Origin of the sequence: Liquorilactobacillus mali KCTC 3596 = DSM 20444, from assembly GCF_000260415.1 — a bacterium.
In the GTDB taxonomy this organism is placed as follows: domain Bacteria; phylum Bacillota; class Bacilli; order Lactobacillales; family Lactobacillaceae; genus Liquorilactobacillus; species Liquorilactobacillus mali.
Map to the genome: position 1 here is coordinate 26,911 of NZ_BACP01000068.1, position 17,696 is coordinate 44,606.

The 17,696-nt window shown below is 36.1% G+C and carries 18 protein-coding genes; 15 read left to right on the top strand and 3 right to left on the bottom strand.

The window, feature by feature from the left end:
* Positions 1-47: 47 nt before the first annotated feature.
* Complete coding sequence (locus GSM_RS12505) at positions 48-635, bottom strand: GNAT family N-acetyltransferase (RefSeq protein WP_003687238.1); 588 nt, start codon at positions 633-635, stop codon at positions 48-50.
* A gap of 171 nt (positions 636-806) precedes the next feature.
* Here GSM_RS12505 and GSM_RS12510 point away from each other — a divergent pair, with 171 nt between their 5' ends.
* The gene (locus tag GSM_RS12510; RefSeq protein WP_003687240.1) at positions 807-1,487 is read left to right on the top strand and encodes a DUF6198 family protein; all 681 of its coding nucleotides are present in this window, start codon (positions 807-809) and stop codon (positions 1,485-1,487) included.
* A 275-nt stretch (positions 1,488-1,762) separates the two neighbouring features.
* Positions 1,763-2,470, top strand: coding sequence for a glucosamine-6-phosphate deaminase (gene nagB / locus GSM_RS12515; RefSeq protein ID WP_003687242.1), 708 nt, complete (start codon positions 1,763-1,765; stop codon positions 2,468-2,470).
* Between the two features lie 374 nt (positions 2,471-2,844).
* Here the strand turns inward: nagB and GSM_RS12520 are convergent, their stop codons facing one another.
* Positions 2,845-3,813: a biotin--[acetyl-CoA-carboxylase] ligase gene (locus GSM_RS12520; RefSeq protein WP_003687244.1), complete on the bottom strand. Its 969-nt coding sequence runs from the start codon at positions 3,811-3,813 to the stop codon at positions 2,845-2,847.
* A 158-nt stretch (positions 3,814-3,971) separates the two neighbouring features.
* On the opposite strand from GSM_RS12520, the gene GSM_RS12525 reads away from it, so the two are divergent.
* From GSM_RS12525 to GSM_RS12550, 6 genes are all read left to right on the top strand, one after another.
* Complete coding sequence (locus GSM_RS12525; protein ID WP_003687245.1) at positions 3,972-5,066, top strand: YibE/F family protein; 1,095 nt, start codon at positions 3,972-3,974, stop codon at positions 5,064-5,066.
* 1 nt (position 5,067) lies between these two features.
* The gene (locus tag GSM_RS12530) at positions 5,068-5,835 is read left to right on the top strand and encodes a YibE/F family protein (protein ID WP_010078371.1); all 768 of its coding nucleotides are present in this window, start codon (positions 5,068-5,070) and stop codon (positions 5,833-5,835) included.
* 78 nt (positions 5,836-5,913) lie between these two features.
* Positions 5,914-6,891, top strand: coding sequence for a tetratricopeptide repeat protein (locus GSM_RS12535; RefSeq protein WP_010078372.1), 978 nt, complete (start codon positions 5,914-5,916; stop codon positions 6,889-6,891).
* A gap of 15 nt (positions 6,892-6,906) precedes the next feature.
* On the top strand, positions 6,907-7,272 hold the full coding sequence (locus GSM_RS14365) for a DUF3899 domain-containing protein (RefSeq protein ID WP_010078373.1): 366 nt from the start codon (positions 6,907-6,909) through the stop codon (positions 7,270-7,272).
* Positions 7,273-7,435: 163 nt separating this feature from the next.
* Positions 7,436-7,834 carry a hypothetical protein gene (locus GSM_RS12545; protein ID WP_003687257.1) on the top strand — a complete coding sequence of 133 codons (399 nt, stop codon included), beginning with the start codon at positions 7,436-7,438 and terminating at the stop codon, positions 7,832-7,834.
* Positions 7,835-7,848: 14 nt separating this feature from the next.
* Positions 7,849-8,166 (top strand): hypothetical protein, encoded by a 318-nt coding sequence (locus GSM_RS12550; RefSeq protein ID WP_003687259.1) that lies wholly within the window; start codon positions 7,849-7,851, stop codon positions 8,164-8,166.
* A gap of 231 nt (positions 8,167-8,397) precedes the next feature.
* Here GSM_RS12550 and GSM_RS12555 read toward each other — a convergent pair whose 3' ends face one another.
* On the bottom strand, positions 8,398-9,759 hold the full coding sequence (locus tag GSM_RS12555) for an HD domain-containing protein (RefSeq protein WP_029327455.1): 1,362 nt from the start codon (positions 9,757-9,759) through the stop codon (positions 8,398-8,400).
* Between the two features lie 126 nt (positions 9,760-9,885).
* Between GSM_RS12555 and GSM_RS12560 the strand changes: the two genes are divergently transcribed.
* From GSM_RS12560 to GSM_RS12590, 7 genes are all read left to right on the top strand, one after another.
* On the top strand, positions 9,886-10,338 hold the full coding sequence (locus tag GSM_RS12560; RefSeq protein ID WP_003687263.1) for a YwiB family protein: 453 nt from the start codon (positions 9,886-9,888) through the stop codon (positions 10,336-10,338).
* Positions 10,339-10,381: 43 nt separating this feature from the next.
* A complete protein-coding gene (gene rpoE / locus GSM_RS12565) occupies positions 10,382-10,957 on the top strand; it encodes a DNA-directed RNA polymerase subunit delta (protein WP_003687265.1) in 576 nt (191 codons plus the stop codon).
* Between the two features lie 191 nt (positions 10,958-11,148).
* The gene (gene pyrG, locus GSM_RS12570) at positions 11,149-12,744 is read left to right on the top strand and encodes a CTP synthase (protein WP_003687266.1); all 1,596 of its coding nucleotides are present in this window, start codon (positions 11,149-11,151) and stop codon (positions 12,742-12,744) included.
* Between the two features lie 356 nt (positions 12,745-13,100).
* The gene (murA, locus tag GSM_RS12575) at positions 13,101-14,363 is read left to right on the top strand and encodes a UDP-N-acetylglucosamine 1-carboxyvinyltransferase (RefSeq protein ID WP_003687269.1); all 1,263 of its coding nucleotides are present in this window, start codon (positions 13,101-13,103) and stop codon (positions 14,361-14,363) included.
* Positions 14,364-14,459: 96 nt separating this feature from the next.
* Complete coding sequence (rho, locus tag GSM_RS12580) at positions 14,460-15,683, top strand: transcription termination factor Rho (protein ID WP_050901475.1); 1,224 nt, start codon at positions 14,460-14,462, stop codon at positions 15,681-15,683.
* Positions 15,684-15,786: 103 nt separating this feature from the next.
* On the top strand, positions 15,787-16,044 hold the full coding sequence (locus tag GSM_RS12585) for a type B 50S ribosomal protein L31 (protein ID WP_003687273.1): 258 nt from the start codon (positions 15,787-15,789) through the stop codon (positions 16,042-16,044).
* A gap of 242 nt (positions 16,045-16,286) precedes the next feature.
* The gene (locus GSM_RS12590; protein WP_003687275.1) at positions 16,287-17,594 is read left to right on the top strand and encodes an NCS2 family permease; all 1,308 of its coding nucleotides are present in this window, start codon (positions 16,287-16,289) and stop codon (positions 17,592-17,594) included.
* Positions 17,595-17,696 lie beyond the last annotated feature (102 nt).

Here is a 17,696-nt window from a genome sequence, read left to right on the forward strand (position 1 = left end):
CATGTATTTATTGTATCACTTGCCAAGTAATTTGTAATAATTAAGGATTAAGCGTAAAAAGTATTCTTAATATCGCAATATGGAATAAAAGGGCTCATAGGCGTTGGATGAGAATTGTTGGTTTTTTCCATCCAAATCATATCAAACCAAGTATTGAATTTGTATCCGACATTGTGGAAATGAGCAACCTTTTTAAATCCATTTTTTTCATGAAAATAGATACTTGTCATTGGAAGGTGCGGATCAATAGTTTTTGGCAAACTTATGCATGCATTAATGTTTAGGATATTTTGTGCGGCAGCTATTTTCTCGAGCTCTTTGTATAACAATGTGCCAATGCCGTGATGCTGTATGTCATGTGATAGATAAATCGAGATTTCCGCAGCCCAAATATACGCAGCACGGGGATGAAAAGCGCTCAAATATGCAAAACCCAGTATTTTATTATCTGTGTAAGCAATTAGATAAGGATATTTAAGGGAAATAGTAGATATTCTTTTTTCAAATTCCTTGACAGAAGGAGTATCATATTCGAATGTAATTGCAGTTTGCTGAACATAGTACTGATAGATATGTAAAAGCGCAGGTGCATCTTCTAACCTTACTAATCTTAGTTTGATATCAGGAATGGTCATCTAGTCACATTCTTTCTTTTTTTCTAATTATTCTAAACGTATTATTTGTAATAAACAAGAATAGATATTGGTTTTTTTTGCAAAAAGAGATTGAACTATTAGAGTGGATAAAGTAAGATAATCTGTGAGTTTAAACATAATATATTTAGCGAGGTAGTTACGTAAATAGCCATGGAAAAACAGCCAGTTATAAATGCTTATCATCACGATATGCCTTTGATGATAGGGTACTTTATTTTTTCAATTATCTTAAATAGTTTTGGAAATGCATTAACAGTTTCATTGAATCTAGGAAGTGCTTTGTGGACTGCAGCTGCAGTTAATATTGCACATGCGACTTTAATACCGTTAAGCATTGTTCTTATATTGGAAGGAATTTTTGCTATTATCGTGAATTTAGTCTTAGTTGGAAAAATTTCACCTAGACGAGTTGCGGGGTATTTGATTTTTATGTTTTCATTTGCATATCTTGTGGGATTGTTATCACGAGAGTTTGTCCTTCTGGGAATTGGAAATTTACCGTTAACAATTAGAGTGGTATTGGATTGTGTTGGTATAATTTGCATTGCGACAGCAATTTCAATCTATCAGAGAGTGAACTTAATTCTGCATCCTTGTGACGATATGATGCAGATTATCCGTTTTAAATTTTTCAGAGGGAATCCCGTTGTTGCCCAGTTAGCATCATTCTTTATTCCAATAGCCGCTATTATTATCACGGTGATTAGTAATAAGCAGATTTTTGCTGTTAATGTTGGAACGGTGTTCTCACTGTTATTTCAAGGATATTTTGTTGGAGTAGCTGACCGGAGGGTGTTACCTTCGTTGAAACATCGCAAATTAGATATTTAATTTAGCATGGAAGCCCTAGTTGGAGGGAGTTATGTTGTAATAGACATTTCGAGAGCCCCTTCGACTAGGGTTTTTACGTGTTTAATAAGGAAGCCTAGGTTATATTTTGCAATCAAATGCTTAAAATGACTTATAAATGCTTTTAAATATTTACAAGCGCTTACAGATATGTTACGATTGTAAAGTAAATGAGGCAAACTTACTATTTTAGTTACTTGCTTTTTTGGTATAGCCCAATTACAATGGAGTTGTACTAAAAAATGGAGGTAATTAAAATGAATATCATTATTGTTAAAGATAGTTCCGAAGGTGGAAAGAAAGCAAGCAAACTTTTTTATGATGCATGTGCGAACGGTGCAAAGGTGTTTGGATTAGCAACTGGAAGTACGCCTGTGACAACTTATCAGCATCTCGTGAAGAGTAAGATTGATTTTTCAAAATGTATTTCTATTAACCTTGATGAATATGTCGGCTTAAAACCAACGGATGAGCAAAGCTACCGGTATTATATGGAGAAAAACTTGTTTGAGTTTAAGCCCTTCAAAAGATCTTATTTGCCACAAGGTGATGCAGCAAATGCAGAAGAGGAAGTTAAGCGGTATGATAAAGTGATTGCTGACAATCCAATTGATTTGCAGTTGTTAGGAATTGGACGCAATGGGCACATTGGATTCAACGAACCAGGTTCAAGCTTTGATTTAACAACTCATAAAGTTGCTTTAACACCTTCAACGATTGCAGCAAATGCGCGTTTCTTTGAGGATGAAGAAGATGTACCTAAGTATGCATACTCTATGGGGATTGGATCAATAATGAAGTCTAAAAGTATAATACTAGAGGCTTTTGGAGACAATAAAGCCGATGCAGTTGCAAAAATGATTGAAGGACCTGTGACTGAGGAATGTCCTGCGAGTGTCTTGCAGAAGCATTCAAATGTTACTGTCATTGTTGATGAAGCAGCTGCAGCTAACTTAAAAAAATAGTTGATTAGCGATATGGGCTATAAGCCAGTAGCTTGTGTTCAAATACTAAAGGGCAACACATTCTCCGACCCTAAAGTCAAAGAGCATAAGTATACTGCCTTATGGCCCATATTTAAATAAAAAGTCAGTACTTAAAGGTAGTGTGACTCAAGTCGGTAAAATTTGAGCACTAACGCCAATTTACAATCATAAGCGAGTGCTTTGCTATGAGTAATTCGAGGTTAGAGGGAAAATTTTGACCTATGGAATAAATAGTGAAGTTAGATTAAAATTTAACTTCTAGTCAACCCCAAAATAAAAGAGTGTCTCAAATTGGCTTTTTACGATCACTGTAAATCAGTGTGCGAAGATTCCCAATTTTTGAGACGCTCTTTTTAAACTAGGCGTACTTTTGTAACTTCACCAGAGTAAAGAATAGTTCCATCCTGTAAGACAAGCCGTCCCTTTTTATCAATGTCAGCAACAATTCCGCTGACTCTTTGTTCCCCTTGGATAATTGTGACTTTCTTTCCAATGAGATATGATTTTTCTTTATATTCATCTATAAAATCGCCCGATTGATAATCTGAATACAGTGCAAAAAATTCGCCTAATAGTTGTGCGATGAAGTAGTTACGAGATAAGTGGGATTGTTCAACATATTCTCGCAAAGTACCGACACGTTCTTGAATTTCGGGCGGGAAAAGAGAAATATCAGATAGATAGTTGATTCCAATACCAATAATCACTTGGTTGATAGAGCCACTTTCAATATCACTAACTGCTTCAGTCAGTATACCAACAACTTTTTTCTGGTTTACTAAGACATCGTTTACCCACTTTATTTGAGTAGCAACACCTAGATTTTTTTCAATTGTGCGTGCTACAGCAAGAGCAGTGGCGGTTGTTAGCAATCCGGGATTTAATTCTTTCGATTGCGTCTTTAGCAAAATACTCATATAAATCCCAGTTGTCTTAGGCGAGCTAAAGGAGCGCCCATAACGACCATAGCCTCCAGTCTGTTGATCGCTGATAATTATTAAGGGCTGTGAGTCAACTTGACTTGCACTAATCTCTTTTGCCCTTATGTTAGTTGAATTAAGCGAATCGTGAAGTTCGAAAGCAATATTTTTAAGATCCGTGGGTAAATTCTTTTTGATAATAAATTCATTAAGCTTATTGTTATCTTTATAATAGTAACCTGAATGCATCTTACTTTTGATTGGATAACCCAGATCTTGCAGATTTTTAACAATTTTCCAGACTGCTGTTCGCGAGATACCAACCTCACTTGCGATCTTTTCACCAGAGAGGTAATTGGTTGAATTTGACAGGAGCTCTAGAACCTTTTGTGTATTATTCATAAAGTGTGCCATCCTTAGTATTGTTTAATATAAATTATAAAGAGTAAAGGTCAAGTTTTCAAATTGTCTTTTTTCTTTTAAGAAAATAGATTGTTTCTTTCAAAAAAGTGTTATGAATGGTATCTTTTACCCAAAGTAATAAGAAAAGAGAGTACGAGATGAAAAAAAAGCTTTTTTTTGAATGTATTATTTTGATTTTGGGGGCAGTTTTAATTTTTATTGTATCAACGCATGATGCTTTTTTATATAAGCAATCAATTTTGCAAGTTACACGAGTTGAACAAGGAAAAACATTCAAATCCTCAGACGAATATGGAAACCATGATAAAAAAACTGATCAGACAGTCTATGGAGTACTTCTGAACAGCAATAAAAAAGGAGAAAAATTTAAATTTCAGAATACATATACTGCATCTGGAGGATTGAGCCAAAAGTATCAAAAAGGCCAGCAACTTTTTGTCACACTTAATCATGATAATGGTAAATTTGAAGTGACTCCGCTAAATTATAAACGGGATACCTATCTGTTTATGATGTGTTGGATAATGGTATGTCTTTTATTTATGGTGATGAAGATTGATGGAGTGAGGACGATTATAAGTGTTTTGATTAACTTTATATTGTTCTTGATAATTGTGCAGCTTGATGTTTCGTGGAATATTACAAACTTTTTTATAATTTTTGCGGTCAGTGCGATTATCTTCACAGCAATAACATTGGCTATAATAGTTGGTCTTAATAGGCAGTTTGCGGTTACGTTTGCGGCAATTTTTAGTGGTACAGCCCTTGCATTGCTTATTTCAGTGGGTGTCATGTGGCTGACACAGGATAATGGGATGCATTATGAAGCACTGGATTTTGCCACACAACAGCCAAAGCAATTATTTCTATCTGCGACCTTGATTGGCTTATTGGGAACAGTTATGGATGCAGCAACGGATATTGTGTCGACATTATTCGAGTTAAAGCGCAGTCAGCCAGAAGTTTCATTTCAGCAGCTTTATCGCTCAGGAAGGGAAGTTGGCAAAGACATTATGGGGCCGCTGATAAATGTGCTGCTCTTGATTTTCTTTGCTGAAACTTTTACAATGGCTGTTCTCTATTTCAGAACCAAGAATACGATCGGGTATACTTTTTCATGGACCATGTCACTTGGTTTACTGCAAGCTGTGATTAGTGGGATTGGAATAGCATTAGTAATTCCGGCAGCAAGTTTATTTGCCGCTTGGTCGTTAGAAAGGAGTAAAGCATGAAATGAACACAATAATGGCTCTGATAATTATCTTGGCTTTACTGATGATTTTAAGTGGTGGAAGAAGAGGCTTGTCTGCCTTTTTTACACTAATTGTCAACTTTGGGCTACTCTTTTTAACAGTTATTTTGATTGCCGGTGGCTTTCCGCCTGTTTTTGTAATGATGTTTACTGGGATATCAATTCTTGCAATCATTATTTATGTTGGCAATAATAATGAGTCACAGACGAATACAGCTTTTATATCAACTTTACTAGTTTTAGCAGTAATGATACTGTTAATCATCCCAATGAACTATTTGATGCAGATATATGGATTCAGTAATGAACAGTCAGAGGAAATTGAAGCCTTCAATGTTGCAATTGGTGTAAATTTTGCTTCGATTGCGATTGCAACGACGATTTTAAGTACACTTGGAGCGATTGCTGAGGCAGCAATCGCTGTTGCAAGTGGGATGGAGGAAATAATTGAACAAGGAGCAGCTAAAACAGCGCAGGAATTGAGGACAAGTGGCAGAAATATTGGATTGCAAATCATGGGGATGACATTTAACACGCTATTTTTCGGTATGTTTGGCGGTAATCTAGCGTTATTCATATTGATTTCAAAATTAGATGCCAGTTTTGGTTATTATGCAAACTCTAAGATTTTTGCAAGCGAGACAATGTTGGTAATCTATGCGGCAATTTCAGTGGTGTTAGTCATCTGGGTAACGATTGAGATAACGGTTTTTAAAACAAATAAAGAAAATAATCCAAAGAAATCATAAATCAGTTGAATACTAAATGATACTTACCATGTTATAATTTTTGTAGGGAGCATAATAATTAGTAGGGAGGCAGCAATTATGAGAATACGATTGAGAAAGGCCTTTTGGGGAGCGGCGGTAACCTTGTTGGCAACCGTAACGGTTGGATGTTCTGCAGGTAGTAATGGTAGTAACAGTAGTAACAAAAGTTCTTCAATGACAACAGAACAGGTTGAGTCTCATTATACGAAGGCTTTAAATTACCTTGATAAGGGAACTCCTCAACAGGCATACAGTGAGCTATCAAAAGTAATTGCAAAAAATGCCGGAAACAAGAAAGTTAAAGTGTTATACAAAAATCTTGGTAATTTACTTTCTGCTAAAAGAGCAGTGACTGAAAACAAATTATCTAAAGCAGATAAAAAATTGCAGCAATTAGCTAAAGTTAAGAAACCAGATAAGTTGGTTAAACAAATCAATGCTGTGCAGAAAGAGTATCAAGCTGTTAAACTTGCAAAAATCTATTATAATGAAACGGTAGCATACTACGATGCAGGAAAATATTCTGAAGCTGGGGGAAGTTATCAAACATTAATGGCCTTATCTAGTAAGTACCAGGCTGTGGCTTCCTATCAGGAAAAAGCGAAAAGTTATCAGCAAAAGATCGCAGCTGCACAAAATCAAAGCGTTGCGTCCCAGGCAAAATCAACTAGTCAGGCAACAACTAGTGGCTATACTAATGCACGAAATTCTAAAATTGTCAGTTCAACCTATGCTAGTCAGACTGGAAGTTCAATTAGTAGTGCAACAAATAGCCAGGTTTCGTCGGTAGTTGCGGAGTTGTCCGATACGCAAATTTTAACGAAATTTCGAACAGTAACAGGAATCCCGCAGGAGGCAGGAGACCAATATTATGTTACGAAACTAGATGACAACACATACCAGATTGAAATTAGACATACTAGCCCAGATAATGTAAATGTTTCTAACTTAAAGGGCATGTATAAGTACGACTACACTACTGGAAAAGTCCAAAAAGCTGATGAACTTACTGGAGAGTATACAAATATTAATTAAATGGATGGAAACTAGATGAACCGATTCAAACAAAAATATTATTTTAAAAGTGTCACAGCTATTCAGGTAGTTGGAATTATACTGATGGGTACGGCTGCAGTGGGCATAGACAAAATTTTGATTTCTAATATTTTGTTTATGGTAGGTTTAGCAGCCGTTTGCCTAATGATTGTTGATATCTTGCTGGGTGCGCATTTATTGGCTGGCTGGTTTAAACATAAGAAAAAGGGTGAAACCGACGATGAGTACCAACAAGCTAAAATAAATGTGCGAGAAGTTGGGAGTATAAAAAATCAGCCGATTCATTTTAGTAAATTCGGTAAAAGTGCTTCAATAATAGGAGTCACATATATAGTATTATCTATAATTATTACCTTATGATAATTAAAAAAGAAACTGCAGTGAAATTTGCAATAAGTGCACATATTTCACAGTTGGTTTCTTTTTTTTGTTTTTGTTGAAAAATAAGAAAATTCTGGTACCTGAGGTGATAGTACAATTATATGTAATATAATTACTTAATTTTGAGGAGAATGCATTGAAAATGAGCGATATAAGAAGTGATGAACAAGTTTTCGAACGATACTATGGTAATTACACCATAAAGTTATGGCACTATCCTGAATTTTTCAGTTTACTTGAAAATTGTCAAGATTCTGGAAACCTTAAAACAATTTCATCTACCTTAAATATTAAATTTGCATTGGTAAGGTACCGAAAAATTCTAAGTGATGTTTCTTGTTTGAAATCAATTTCGAGTGAGGTTAGCAGATGGGAAAAAAAGCAAAAAATGGAAGAACACATATTTAATTTAGAGAAAATGATAGCAGTTCTAAAAATTTTTGAAAAAAAGATAGACGAGAATCCAAATTTATGTAAACAAACAAGATTAAAAAGAGCCAATATTTTAAATATTGATAAATGTTGTCTTTTTAAAGTCTGAATGGGGGAAGAACGATGGTGATAGATTATGATTTTATTGCTGATTTTTTAGTCTTTTTAGCGGCATTCTCTAAAGATGAAGTAGAGATCAAAGAGCATCAGGTGATTGATTTTGCTATTTCAAATGGAGTAGGAATACAACAATTAGCAACTACTGAAGTTTTACTCTTTACGGCGAAGATAATTACAAAGCGTCCCAGAAAAGTTGGAACAAGCTTTGTAAATTTATCCCCCGGTACTCTGACCGATGCTGGTGTGAAGTTAGTAAAACAGCTCAATGGAAAAGAAAAAGGTTTTTTTGCTACAGTAACAAATATAGAGGGCATGAAATAGGTCGGCAAAAGTTTAGTACTAATTCAAAATTGCGAATAAAGCTACAATGCTATGAGTAACTGGAGGTTAGACGGAAAATTTGATCTTTTTGAACATGTTTATCCAAAATAAAGAGAGGGACTAGGTCAAAAGTTAAATCTTGACCTAGTCCCTTCGATATATAAGAAACAATATTCCGTGAATCAAAAATCTATGTTTAAATCGAATATCATCAAATTATGGTATTTTTTCTCAATCATTTTTTTTCTCAATTAACCAACCATTTTTTAAATATCCTTGAAATTTTTCATAGATGGGTGCAAACAAATCAATTTGTTTTGAAGACGTCAGCATTTCTCTAGGAAAGAAGAAACGCTCATCACCAGAAACTTTTCCGGTAATTGCAGCAACAAGTTTACTGACTTTCGAGAGTTCAATTAGTGTGCCATCGTCTTGGTATAATTCAATTTGTGTTATTTTTTTGCTTTGGTTGGGTGCATAAACATCGTAGGGCAAATCAAAGCTATCATTAGTTGCTGTATAGTAAGTTGAATTATAACCAGCAGCAGAAACTAATTTACGCAACTTAGGAATCTGACCACTAGTGGTGGCAGAAAAGCGTGCGGACTTTAAGGGTTTGCGATTCAAGAAACGGCTCGCTAAATCACTCAGTATTTTATCGGTACTCATAGACCATTGGATGAAATAAGTATTCAAAACGCCATCATCAAGGCGAATATAGTCTTCGACTGAGAAGTTATTTTCAAAAAAAGGTAACAGAAGTTGTGGTGAATTTTCTTGCAATAAACGACTGTTTTCAAAAAGAAACTTTGCTCTTTGTAGCAGTCTATTTAAAATTACCTCCATGGAACGTGAGACAGGGTGAAAATAGACCTGTTGATACATCTGAAATCGGCTCATAATGTAGTCCTCAACTGCATGCATTCCACTGATGTGAAAAGTAATACCATTCTTGTATGGACGCATGACGCGTAGGATTCTGCGCAAATCAAAAGTTCCATAATTAGTACCTGTATAGTATGAGTCTCTGAGGAGATAGTCCATCCGGTCGGCATCAATTTGACTTGAAATCATTTGAACGACTTGCGGATTGGGATATGTTTTTTGAATTACACTTGCAACTTTTTCTGGAAAATCAGGGGCAACTTCACGCAAAACCTTGTTAACTTCAGTGGAAGGCGAAGTTAGAATTTTGACGGTCACATCCTCATGGTTGGTTCCAAAAATATGCTCAAAAGTATGTGAGTACGGACCATGACCAATATCGTGGAGTAACGCAGCACACAAAGCAACTAGACGCTCATCATCATTCCAAAGACCATCATTTGCATTTTTGGAAGGATAATTACGTTGGAAGTTGTCACAGATCTGGCGAGTAATTTCGTATACGCCGACTGAATGAGTAAAGCGCGAATGTTCTGCACCGTGAAAAGTACTGCTTGCAGTTCCGAGCTGACGAATTCTGCGTAATCGCTGAAATTCACGTGTGTTAATAAGGTCTAAAATTACCTGATGCTGGACGTAAATATAGCTATGGATTGGATCTCTCAAAACTTTTTCTCTTTTTAATTTCTTACTTGTATAAACAGTGATAACTAATCAACTCCTATATTGATATGCACTGATAAATCAACTATATTGATTATAACTTAATATAATATTTCTTGCATAGTAAGCAATGGTAAGATTGTAGTAGATGACTTGAAAAAATGATATAATATGATGACAAAAAGGGATGATTCTTTGAGTAATGGGATAGCTATTTTAATAACTCTCCAAACTTTCACCAAACAAGATAGCGAGGTCATTAAATACGATCGTAAATTTGAGGGCCAATTGTTTCAGATGGGGAACTCAATTTATCTTCGGTATACTGAGGATGATAACCAAGAAACCGCAGTTGTTACCTTTAAAATCAACAATAACGGTGGTATCCAACTGACGCGAAAGAGTAAGGAGATGCGGATGCAGCTCTTTTTTGAAAATAACAAAAGAGTATCCGCTACTTACCGAACTCCATATGGGGAGATTCCGATTGAGACGGTTACCCCATCATTAAGTGTCAACATCAATGATTTTCCATTGGCAGGAGCAGTGCATATTGACTATTTGTTGTATAGTGGGAGTAAACTTTTGGGTGAGTATAAAATAAGATTGCAATTTACGACATAAAAATGTATGATAATATTTAGACTGTAGAAAGGACGTGTACCGTTTGGAGCTAGAAAAATTCAAGGATGCTAACAGAAGTGAACTATCATTGATTGAAGTTGCACATGCAATTTTAAGTCAACGAGGGGATGTTACTCCTTTTGCCGATTTGGTGAATGCTGCACAAGAATATCTTGGCAAGAGCGATGAAGAAATCAGAGAAAGACTCTCACAATTTTACACTGACTTAAATGTAGATGGTAGCTTCATTTCTTTGGGTGACAATCTTTGGGGCTTGCGTTCATGGTATCCGTATGATTCTATTGACGAGGCAGTTGTTCATACTGAAGATGAAGAAACTGATGAGCCAAAGAGTAAGAAGCGTAAAAAGGTCAATGCATTCATGGCCGATGCAAGTGAAGATGATGATGTCATCGATTACAATGATGATGATCCAGAAGATGATGATTTGGATATTGATTATGCAAACGAAGGCGACAATACTGAACTTAAAGAATATAGCAAAGATTTAAATGATATTGATGACGCTGATGACGAAGATGAGGATTTACCTGATGGGATTGAAGGCCAATTAACTGAGATGTCAGATGATGATGTTGAGGAAGATGACGAATTATAATTACTAGGTCTTGACTAGTTAATTGTTTTTGGGTACAATCTTTATTGGGCACTTCATGTTTTTATGTGGAGTCGTTGGACGGTAATTATACAAGCTCCCTATTCACCAGAATAGGGAGCTTGTTATTTTTATTTTTATAGGTGTGTCAATTGCGTGTCTACCCTGAAAAAATATTCAAAGGAGAATCTTTAATGACCAAATATATTTTTGTGACAGGTGGCGTTGTGTCATCATTAGGAAAGGGAATTGTTGCTGCATCTCTTGGAAGACTGCTTAAAAACAGGGGATTGAAAGTCATGATTCAAAAATTCGATCCCTATATCAACGTCGATCCTGGAACTATGAGTCCCTACCAACATGGAGAGGTTTTTGTAACGGATGATGGTACTGAGACGGACTTGGATTTGGGACATTATGAACGTTTTATTGATATTAATTTGAACAAATATTCAAATGTTACAACCGGTAAGATTTATTCAGAAGTTATTCGTAAGGAACGTCGTGGTGATTATTTAGGTGCAACTGTTCAGGTAATACCACATATTACTAATATGATTAAAGAAAAAATCATGCGTGCGGGAACTACTACCAATGCTGATGTCGTAATTACAGAAGTCGGGGGAACAGTTGGTGATATTGAGTCTTTGCCATTTCTAGAGGCTTTGCGTCAGATGAGGACAGAGGTTGGCAGTGAGAATGTGGTTTATATTCATACAACATTAGTACCATACCTCAAAGCTGCCGGTGAGATGAAGACTAAACCAACGCAGCATAGTGTTAAAGAACTTCGTGGATTAGGAATTCAACCGAATATTTTGGTAGTAAGAACCGAACAGCATATTTCTGAGGGTATGCGCAACAAAATTGCAAGTTTCTGTGATGTAGAACCTGAAGCTGTAATTGAGTCAATGAATGTTGAAACGCTGTATGAAATTCCCTTGAATTTAAAGGCACAGCACATGGATGACATTGTTTGCAAGTTATTGCACATTGAGTCACCAGAATCAGATATGAGTGAATGGGAAGAACTAACTAATAAGGTTAAGCATCTTGATCGCTTAGTGAAGATCGCCTTAGTAGGAAAATATGTAAAATTACCGGATGCTTATATCTCGGTTGCTGAGGCTTTGAAACATGCAGGATATACAATAAACGCCGATATTGAAGTTGCACTGTTTGATTCAGAAAAGTTGAATGCTGAAAACGTAGCAACTGAATTGGGGCCATATGATGGCATTATTGTACCTGGTGGATTCGGAGATCGTGGGCTTGAGGGCATGATTGAATCAATTAAATATGCCCGTGAAAATAATGTACCATTCCTAGGAATATGTTTGGGAATGCAAATGGCATGTATTGAGTTTGCTCGTAATGTTGTGGGACTCGAAGATGCAAATACAACAGAAGTTGATCCTAAATGTTCTAATAAAATTATTGATCTAATGGCTGATCAAGAAGATGTTGAAGAAATGGGTGGGACACAACGATTAGGATTATACCCATGTAAGCTAAAGCAAGGCTCAGTTGCTGCTGCAGCCTATAACAATCAAGAAGTGATTCAAGAACGTCATCGTCACCGTTATGAATTCAACAATGAATATCGTAAATCATTTATTGAAAATGGATTGACATTTGCGGGAACTTCCCCTGATAATCACTTAGTTGAGGTTATTGAGTTAAGTAAGCACAAATTCTTTGTAGCTTCACAGTATCATCCTGAATTTCTTTCAAGGCCACAGAGACCAGAAGGCTTGTTCCAGGCTTTTGTAGTTGCGAGCTCTAAATAAAATTTTAAATTTATTAGTCACAATAGTAAACGGCAAGAAATTATCACAAAGGTTGTTTTGTATGATAATTTCTTGCTTTTTATTGTGCTTGCAGACGTTTGAAACTAGTTTTTTTACATTTTCAAAGTAGTTAGCGAAGCAGAGAATGTGTATTAATGAGGATTAATTAATTTTTTTGCTGAATGTTTAAGAATAAATTTCTTAAATTAGGCCTTTTTTAATTGAAACCTGACTGCCTATCTTGTAATATTAGAAGAGACACTTTTCGTGTCAAATGTTGGTGTACCATATAAAATATATAGGCACCTTAATTGCATATTATATTGACTTGATAATCGAGTGGAGATTTTAAAAAAATGAAAAAAATGATTATTAGAGGAGGGCAAAAACTGTCAGGCAAGGTCACGATAGGCGGAGCAAAAAATAGTACAGTTGCCCTCATTCCGGCTGCAATTTTAGCAGATACACCGGTTAAGTTTGATTCAGTTCCAGATATTTTAGATGTTCATAATTTGATGTTAATCTTAGAATCAATGAATGTTAAATCAGTGTTTGATAAGGGTGAATTAGAAATAGATCCTACAGAAATAAAAAGTGTACCATTACCAGGTGGAGCAATTAAAAGTTTACGTGCATCTTATTATTTTATGGGGGCACTCTTAGGAAAGTTTGGTGAGGCCATTGTTGGCTTCCCGGGTGGAGATAATATAGGTCCAAGACCGATTGATCAGCATATTAAGGGCTTTAAAGCCCTCGGAGCACAGGTAATCGAAGAAAATGATGCAGTAAGAATTACAACTGGAGAAAATGGCTTACAAGGCGCACGGATTTTCTTTGATATTGTTTCTGTTGGTGCAACAATTAATGTCCTCTTGGCCGCAGTTAGAGCAAATGGGACAACAATTATTGAAAATGCGGCAAAGGAACCTGAAATTGTTGATTTAGCGACCTTTTTAAATAATATGGGTGCTCAAATTCGTGGAGCGGGAACCGATGTTATCAGAATAAAAGGTGTTTCGAGTCTGAAAGCTACAAATACACATACGATTATTCCAGATAGGATTGAAGCAGGGACCTATTTGGCGTTTGCTGCTGCAAACGGGAATGGTGTGCTAGTAAAGAATGTTATCACAGAACATCTGGAGCCGTTTATTGCCAAACTTGTTGAAATGGGAATTTATTTAGAAGTTAATGAAGACAGTATCTACGTAAAAGGCGGTGAGAACCTAAATCCAGTAACTGTTAAGACCTCACCTTTCCCCGGATTTGCAACAGATCTACAACAACCGATAACGCCATTGCTGATGAGAGCAAATGGTGAAAGTAAGATTATTGATACACTGTATCCTGAACGTATTAAACATATTGCTGAGATGCAAAAGATGGGAGCTGCTATCTCAAGTCGTGACGGGGTAATTACTGTTGGACATTCTGATAATTTGCGTGGAGCAACCGTTAAGGCAAGTGAAATTAGAGCAGGTGTTTCTTTACTAGGATTAGCACTGATGTCTAAGGGAGTAACGACAATCACAAATGCTGATAATATTTTACGAGGATATGAACGAATTGTCGAGAAATTAAGAGGCTTGGATGTTGAAATTAAAATAATTGATGAATAAACTAGATATCGAAACAATCAGATCAGGGATAGTTGAGGAGAAGAGACTACGAAAAATCTAACATTAGTTGATTTAAAAAATAAAAATTTAAAAGAGATTTATTCATATGCTCGCGATTTTAAAATTCCGTATTACAGTCAGATGAATAAAAAGGAACTTTCGCTGGCGATTATTAGAGCCCAGGCACAGGAACAAGGTTTTTATTACATGTCCGGTGTTCTGGATATATCAACGCAGCAAGATGGATTCGGATTTTTGCGCCCAATTAATTATGGTTCTTCGCAAGAAGATATCTATATTTCATCTTCGCAAATTAGACGCTTTGGCTTACGTAATGGTGACCTAGTTGCAGGGAAGGTTCGTCAGCCCAAGCCAAACGAACACTATTATGGGATGATGCATGTTGATAGCGTTAATGGGAAACATCCTGAAGAGGCAAAAGAAAGACCGCATTTTCCTGCATTGACTGCTTTGTATCCAACAAAACAATTGAAGTTAGAAACAACACAAAATGTTTTATCTACTAGAATCTTAGATTTATTTGCACCGATTGGTTTTGGTCAGCGTGGCTTGATTGTTGCGCCTCCCAAAGCTGGAAAGACAAGCTTGTTGAAGGCAATTGCTAATGGAATTACGCAAAATTTTCCACAAGTTAAGCTGATTGTATTATTAATTGATGAGCGTCCCGAAGAAGTTACTGATCTTGAAAGAACGGTGAAGGGGGAGGTTGTTTATTCAACTTTCGATCAAAAACCTGAGAACCATGTTAAGGTTTCGGAACTTGTTTTGGAACGTGCAATGAGATTGGTGGAAGACAAACAAGATGTTGTGATTTTGTTGGATTCATTAACAAGGCTGGCCAGGGCATACAATTTAGTGGTTCCTCCAAGCGGACGGACGCTTTCTGGTGGTATTGATCCGGCAGCTTTATTTAAACCTAAGAAGTTTTTTGGAGCTGCTCGAAATATTGAAGAAGGTGGCAGTTTGACGATTTTGGCGACTTCGCTTGTTGACACTGGCAGCCGCATGGATGATGTCATTTATGAAGAATTTAAGGGCACAGGTAATCAAGAAATTCAATTGGCCAGAGATTTGGCAGAACGACGTATTTTTCCAGCAGTTGATTTGAAAAAATCAGGAACTCGTAAGGAAGAACTACTGCTTTCCGAGGAAAAACTGAATTTTATGTGGAGATTCCGCAAAGAATTGAATGGTGATATTGCCAAACAGACTGAGCGTGTCATTACAGCTTTAAAAAAGACAAAAAATAACGAAACCTTTATTAATGAAATTAATGCTAGTTTATCGCAAAAGAAATAAAAAAAGATAATTGCTTATCTTTTTTATTCATGTTAGAATGTTTGTTGTTGTATAAAGATTAACTCTGGCTCAGCAAATGGGTCAGGGCAAAGGAGAGTATAAAATGAGACCAGGAATTCATCCAGATTATCATAAAGTTGTTTTCTTAGATTCATCCACAGGATATAAGTTTATTTCAGGTTCAACTAAGAACTCAGCAGAAACGATCGAATGGGAAGACGGAAACACATATCCATTAATTCGTGTTGAAATTTCAAGTGATTCACATCCATTCTACACTGGACGTCAGAAGTTTACACAAGCAGACGGACGTGTGGATCGTTTCAACAAAAAATATGGTTTTGCAAACAAAGAAGACTAACTTTTTATTATGGAATAAACATGAAAGATGTCGTAATCTCGTAAGGAGATTATGGCATCTTTTTATTTTAAATTAGTGTCAAGATTTTAAAATTATTTATTAATAAGGTATTTTATGGCAAAATACGAACATTATAGGCACATAATATTCGTATTTACATTTTTTTTACATTGTAGTATATTAATCAACGTGCTTTATATTTAAATACGAATTTTAATGTTCGTAAAAAAGGGGTAAGTATTTTGAAAGAAAAAATCGAGTCTTATTTTCAAATCAATGAATTAGGGTCGACTATTGGACGCGAGTTACTGGCTGGATTTACAACATTCATTTCAATGGCGTATATCCTTTTTGTTAATCCTAGTGTTCTAGGCGATTCAGGGATGGATAAAGGTGCTGTTTTCACTGCAACTGCCATCGCAAGCGCGATTGGCTGTATCTTAATGGGACTATATGCAAAATATCCGATTGCTACAGCTCCAGCACTTGGGATTAACGCATTTTTCACTTATTCAGTTTGTATCGGAATGAAAGTTCCTTGGCAAACCGCTTTAGCAGGGGTTTTAATAGCCTCAGTTATCTTTTTATTAATTACAATTTTTAAATTACGGGAATTAATTATTGATGCAATTCCTGCTAACTTGAAATATGCAATTTCGGCAGGAATTGGTTTGTTTATTGCATTTATCGGGTTAGAAGATGGCGGTATTATTGTTGCAGATAAATCTACGCTAGTTGCTTTAGGTAGTTTTTCTGGAACAACATGGTTAACTATTTTTGGGCTTGTGGTTACTGCAATTTTATTAGTACGCCGTGTTCCCGGCAACATCTTCATCGGTATGGCTGCAACAGCAATTTTAGGAATGGTCACAGGAATGATTAAGTTGCCTACCGCTGTAGTTTCAGGGGCTCCGAGCTTGAAACCAACTTTCTTGGTAGCAGTACAACATATTGGAAACATTAATTCAATGCAGTTGGTGGTTGTTGTATTAACTTTCTTACTGGTTACTTTCTTTGATACGGCAGGTACTTTGGTGGGATTGGCACAACAGGCTGGTTTCATGAAAGACAATAAGATGCCAAGAGTAGGTAAGGCTTTATTATCTGATTCGACAGCGATGACTGCTGGAGCATTGCTAGGTACATCGCCTGTGGGTGCTTATGTGGAATCGTCAGCAGGGATTGCAGTTGGTGGTCGCTCAGGACTGACTGCAGTAGTTACAGGAGTTTTGTTTATTTTTGGAATGTTCTTTTCACCTCTTTTGAGCGTTGTTACGAACCAAGTAACGGCACCTGCTTTAATCATTGTTGGTGTATTAATGGCTCAAAATATGAAGAAAGTTGAATGGGACAAAATGGAGATTGCAATTCCATCATTCTTGATTTTATTGGGTATGCCATTGACTTACAGCATATCAGATGGATTAGCACTTGGTGTGATTGCATATCCTATTACGATGATAGCTGCTAAGAGAGGAAAAGAAGTTCATCCAATTATGTATGCTTTGTTCCTTGTCTTTTTGCTCTTTTTCTGGATTTTGAATAATTAATCTATATTGGTTAATAAGTTCAAAAAAGTATGATATAAAAGTTTGTGAAAAATAAATGTCAATCACTTTAGTATGATTGACTTATGGAATTTATTCGGAACA

Excerpts from the sequence above, each read along its gene's own strand:
- GSM_RS12585 (WP_003687273.1), top strand. The coding sequence starts at position 15,787 with ATGAGACCAGGAATTCATCCAGATTATCATAAAGTTGTTTTCTTAGAT.
- GSM_RS12510 (WP_003687240.1), top strand. The coding sequence starts at position 807 with ATGGAAAAACAGCCAGTTATAAATGCTTATCATCACGATATGCCTTTG.
- GSM_RS12535 (WP_010078372.1), top strand. The coding sequence starts at position 5,914 with ATGAGAATACGATTGAGAAAGGCCTTTTGGGGAGCGGCGGTAACCTTG.
- GSM_RS12520 (WP_003687244.1), bottom strand. The coding sequence starts at position 3,813 with ATGAATAATACACAAAAGGTTCTAGAGCTCCTGTCAAATTCAACCAAT.
- pyrG (WP_003687266.1), top strand. The coding sequence starts at position 11,149 with ATGACCAAATATATTTTTGTGACAGGTGGCGTTGTGTCATCATTAGGA.
- GSM_RS12560 (WP_003687263.1), top strand. The coding sequence starts at position 9,886 with ATGATGACAAAAAGGGATGATTCTTTGAGTAATGGGATAGCTATTTTA.
- GSM_RS14365 (WP_010078373.1), top strand. The coding sequence starts at position 6,907 with ATGAACCGATTCAAACAAAAATATTATTTTAAAAGTGTCACAGCTATT.
- nagB (WP_003687242.1), top strand. The coding sequence starts at position 1,763 with ATGAATATCATTATTGTTAAAGATAGTTCCGAAGGTGGAAAGAAAGCA.
- GSM_RS12545 (WP_003687257.1), top strand. The coding sequence starts at position 7,436 with ATGAGCGATATAAGAAGTGATGAACAAGTTTTCGAACGATACTATGGT.
- GSM_RS12550 (WP_003687259.1), top strand. The coding sequence starts at position 7,849 with ATGGTGATAGATTATGATTTTATTGCTGATTTTTTAGTCTTTTTAGCG.
- GSM_RS12530 (WP_010078371.1), top strand. The coding sequence starts at position 5,068 with ATGAACACAATAATGGCTCTGATAATTATCTTGGCTTTACTGATGATT.
- GSM_RS12525 (WP_003687245.1), top strand. The coding sequence starts at position 3,972 with ATGAAAAAAAAGCTTTTTTTTGAATGTATTATTTTGATTTTGGGGGCA.
- GSM_RS12505 (WP_003687238.1), bottom strand. The coding sequence starts at position 635 with ATGACCATTCCTGATATCAAACTAAGATTAGTAAGGTTAGAAGATGCA.
- murA (WP_003687269.1), top strand. The coding sequence starts at position 13,101 with ATGAAAAAAATGATTATTAGAGGAGGGCAAAAACTGTCAGGCAAGGTC.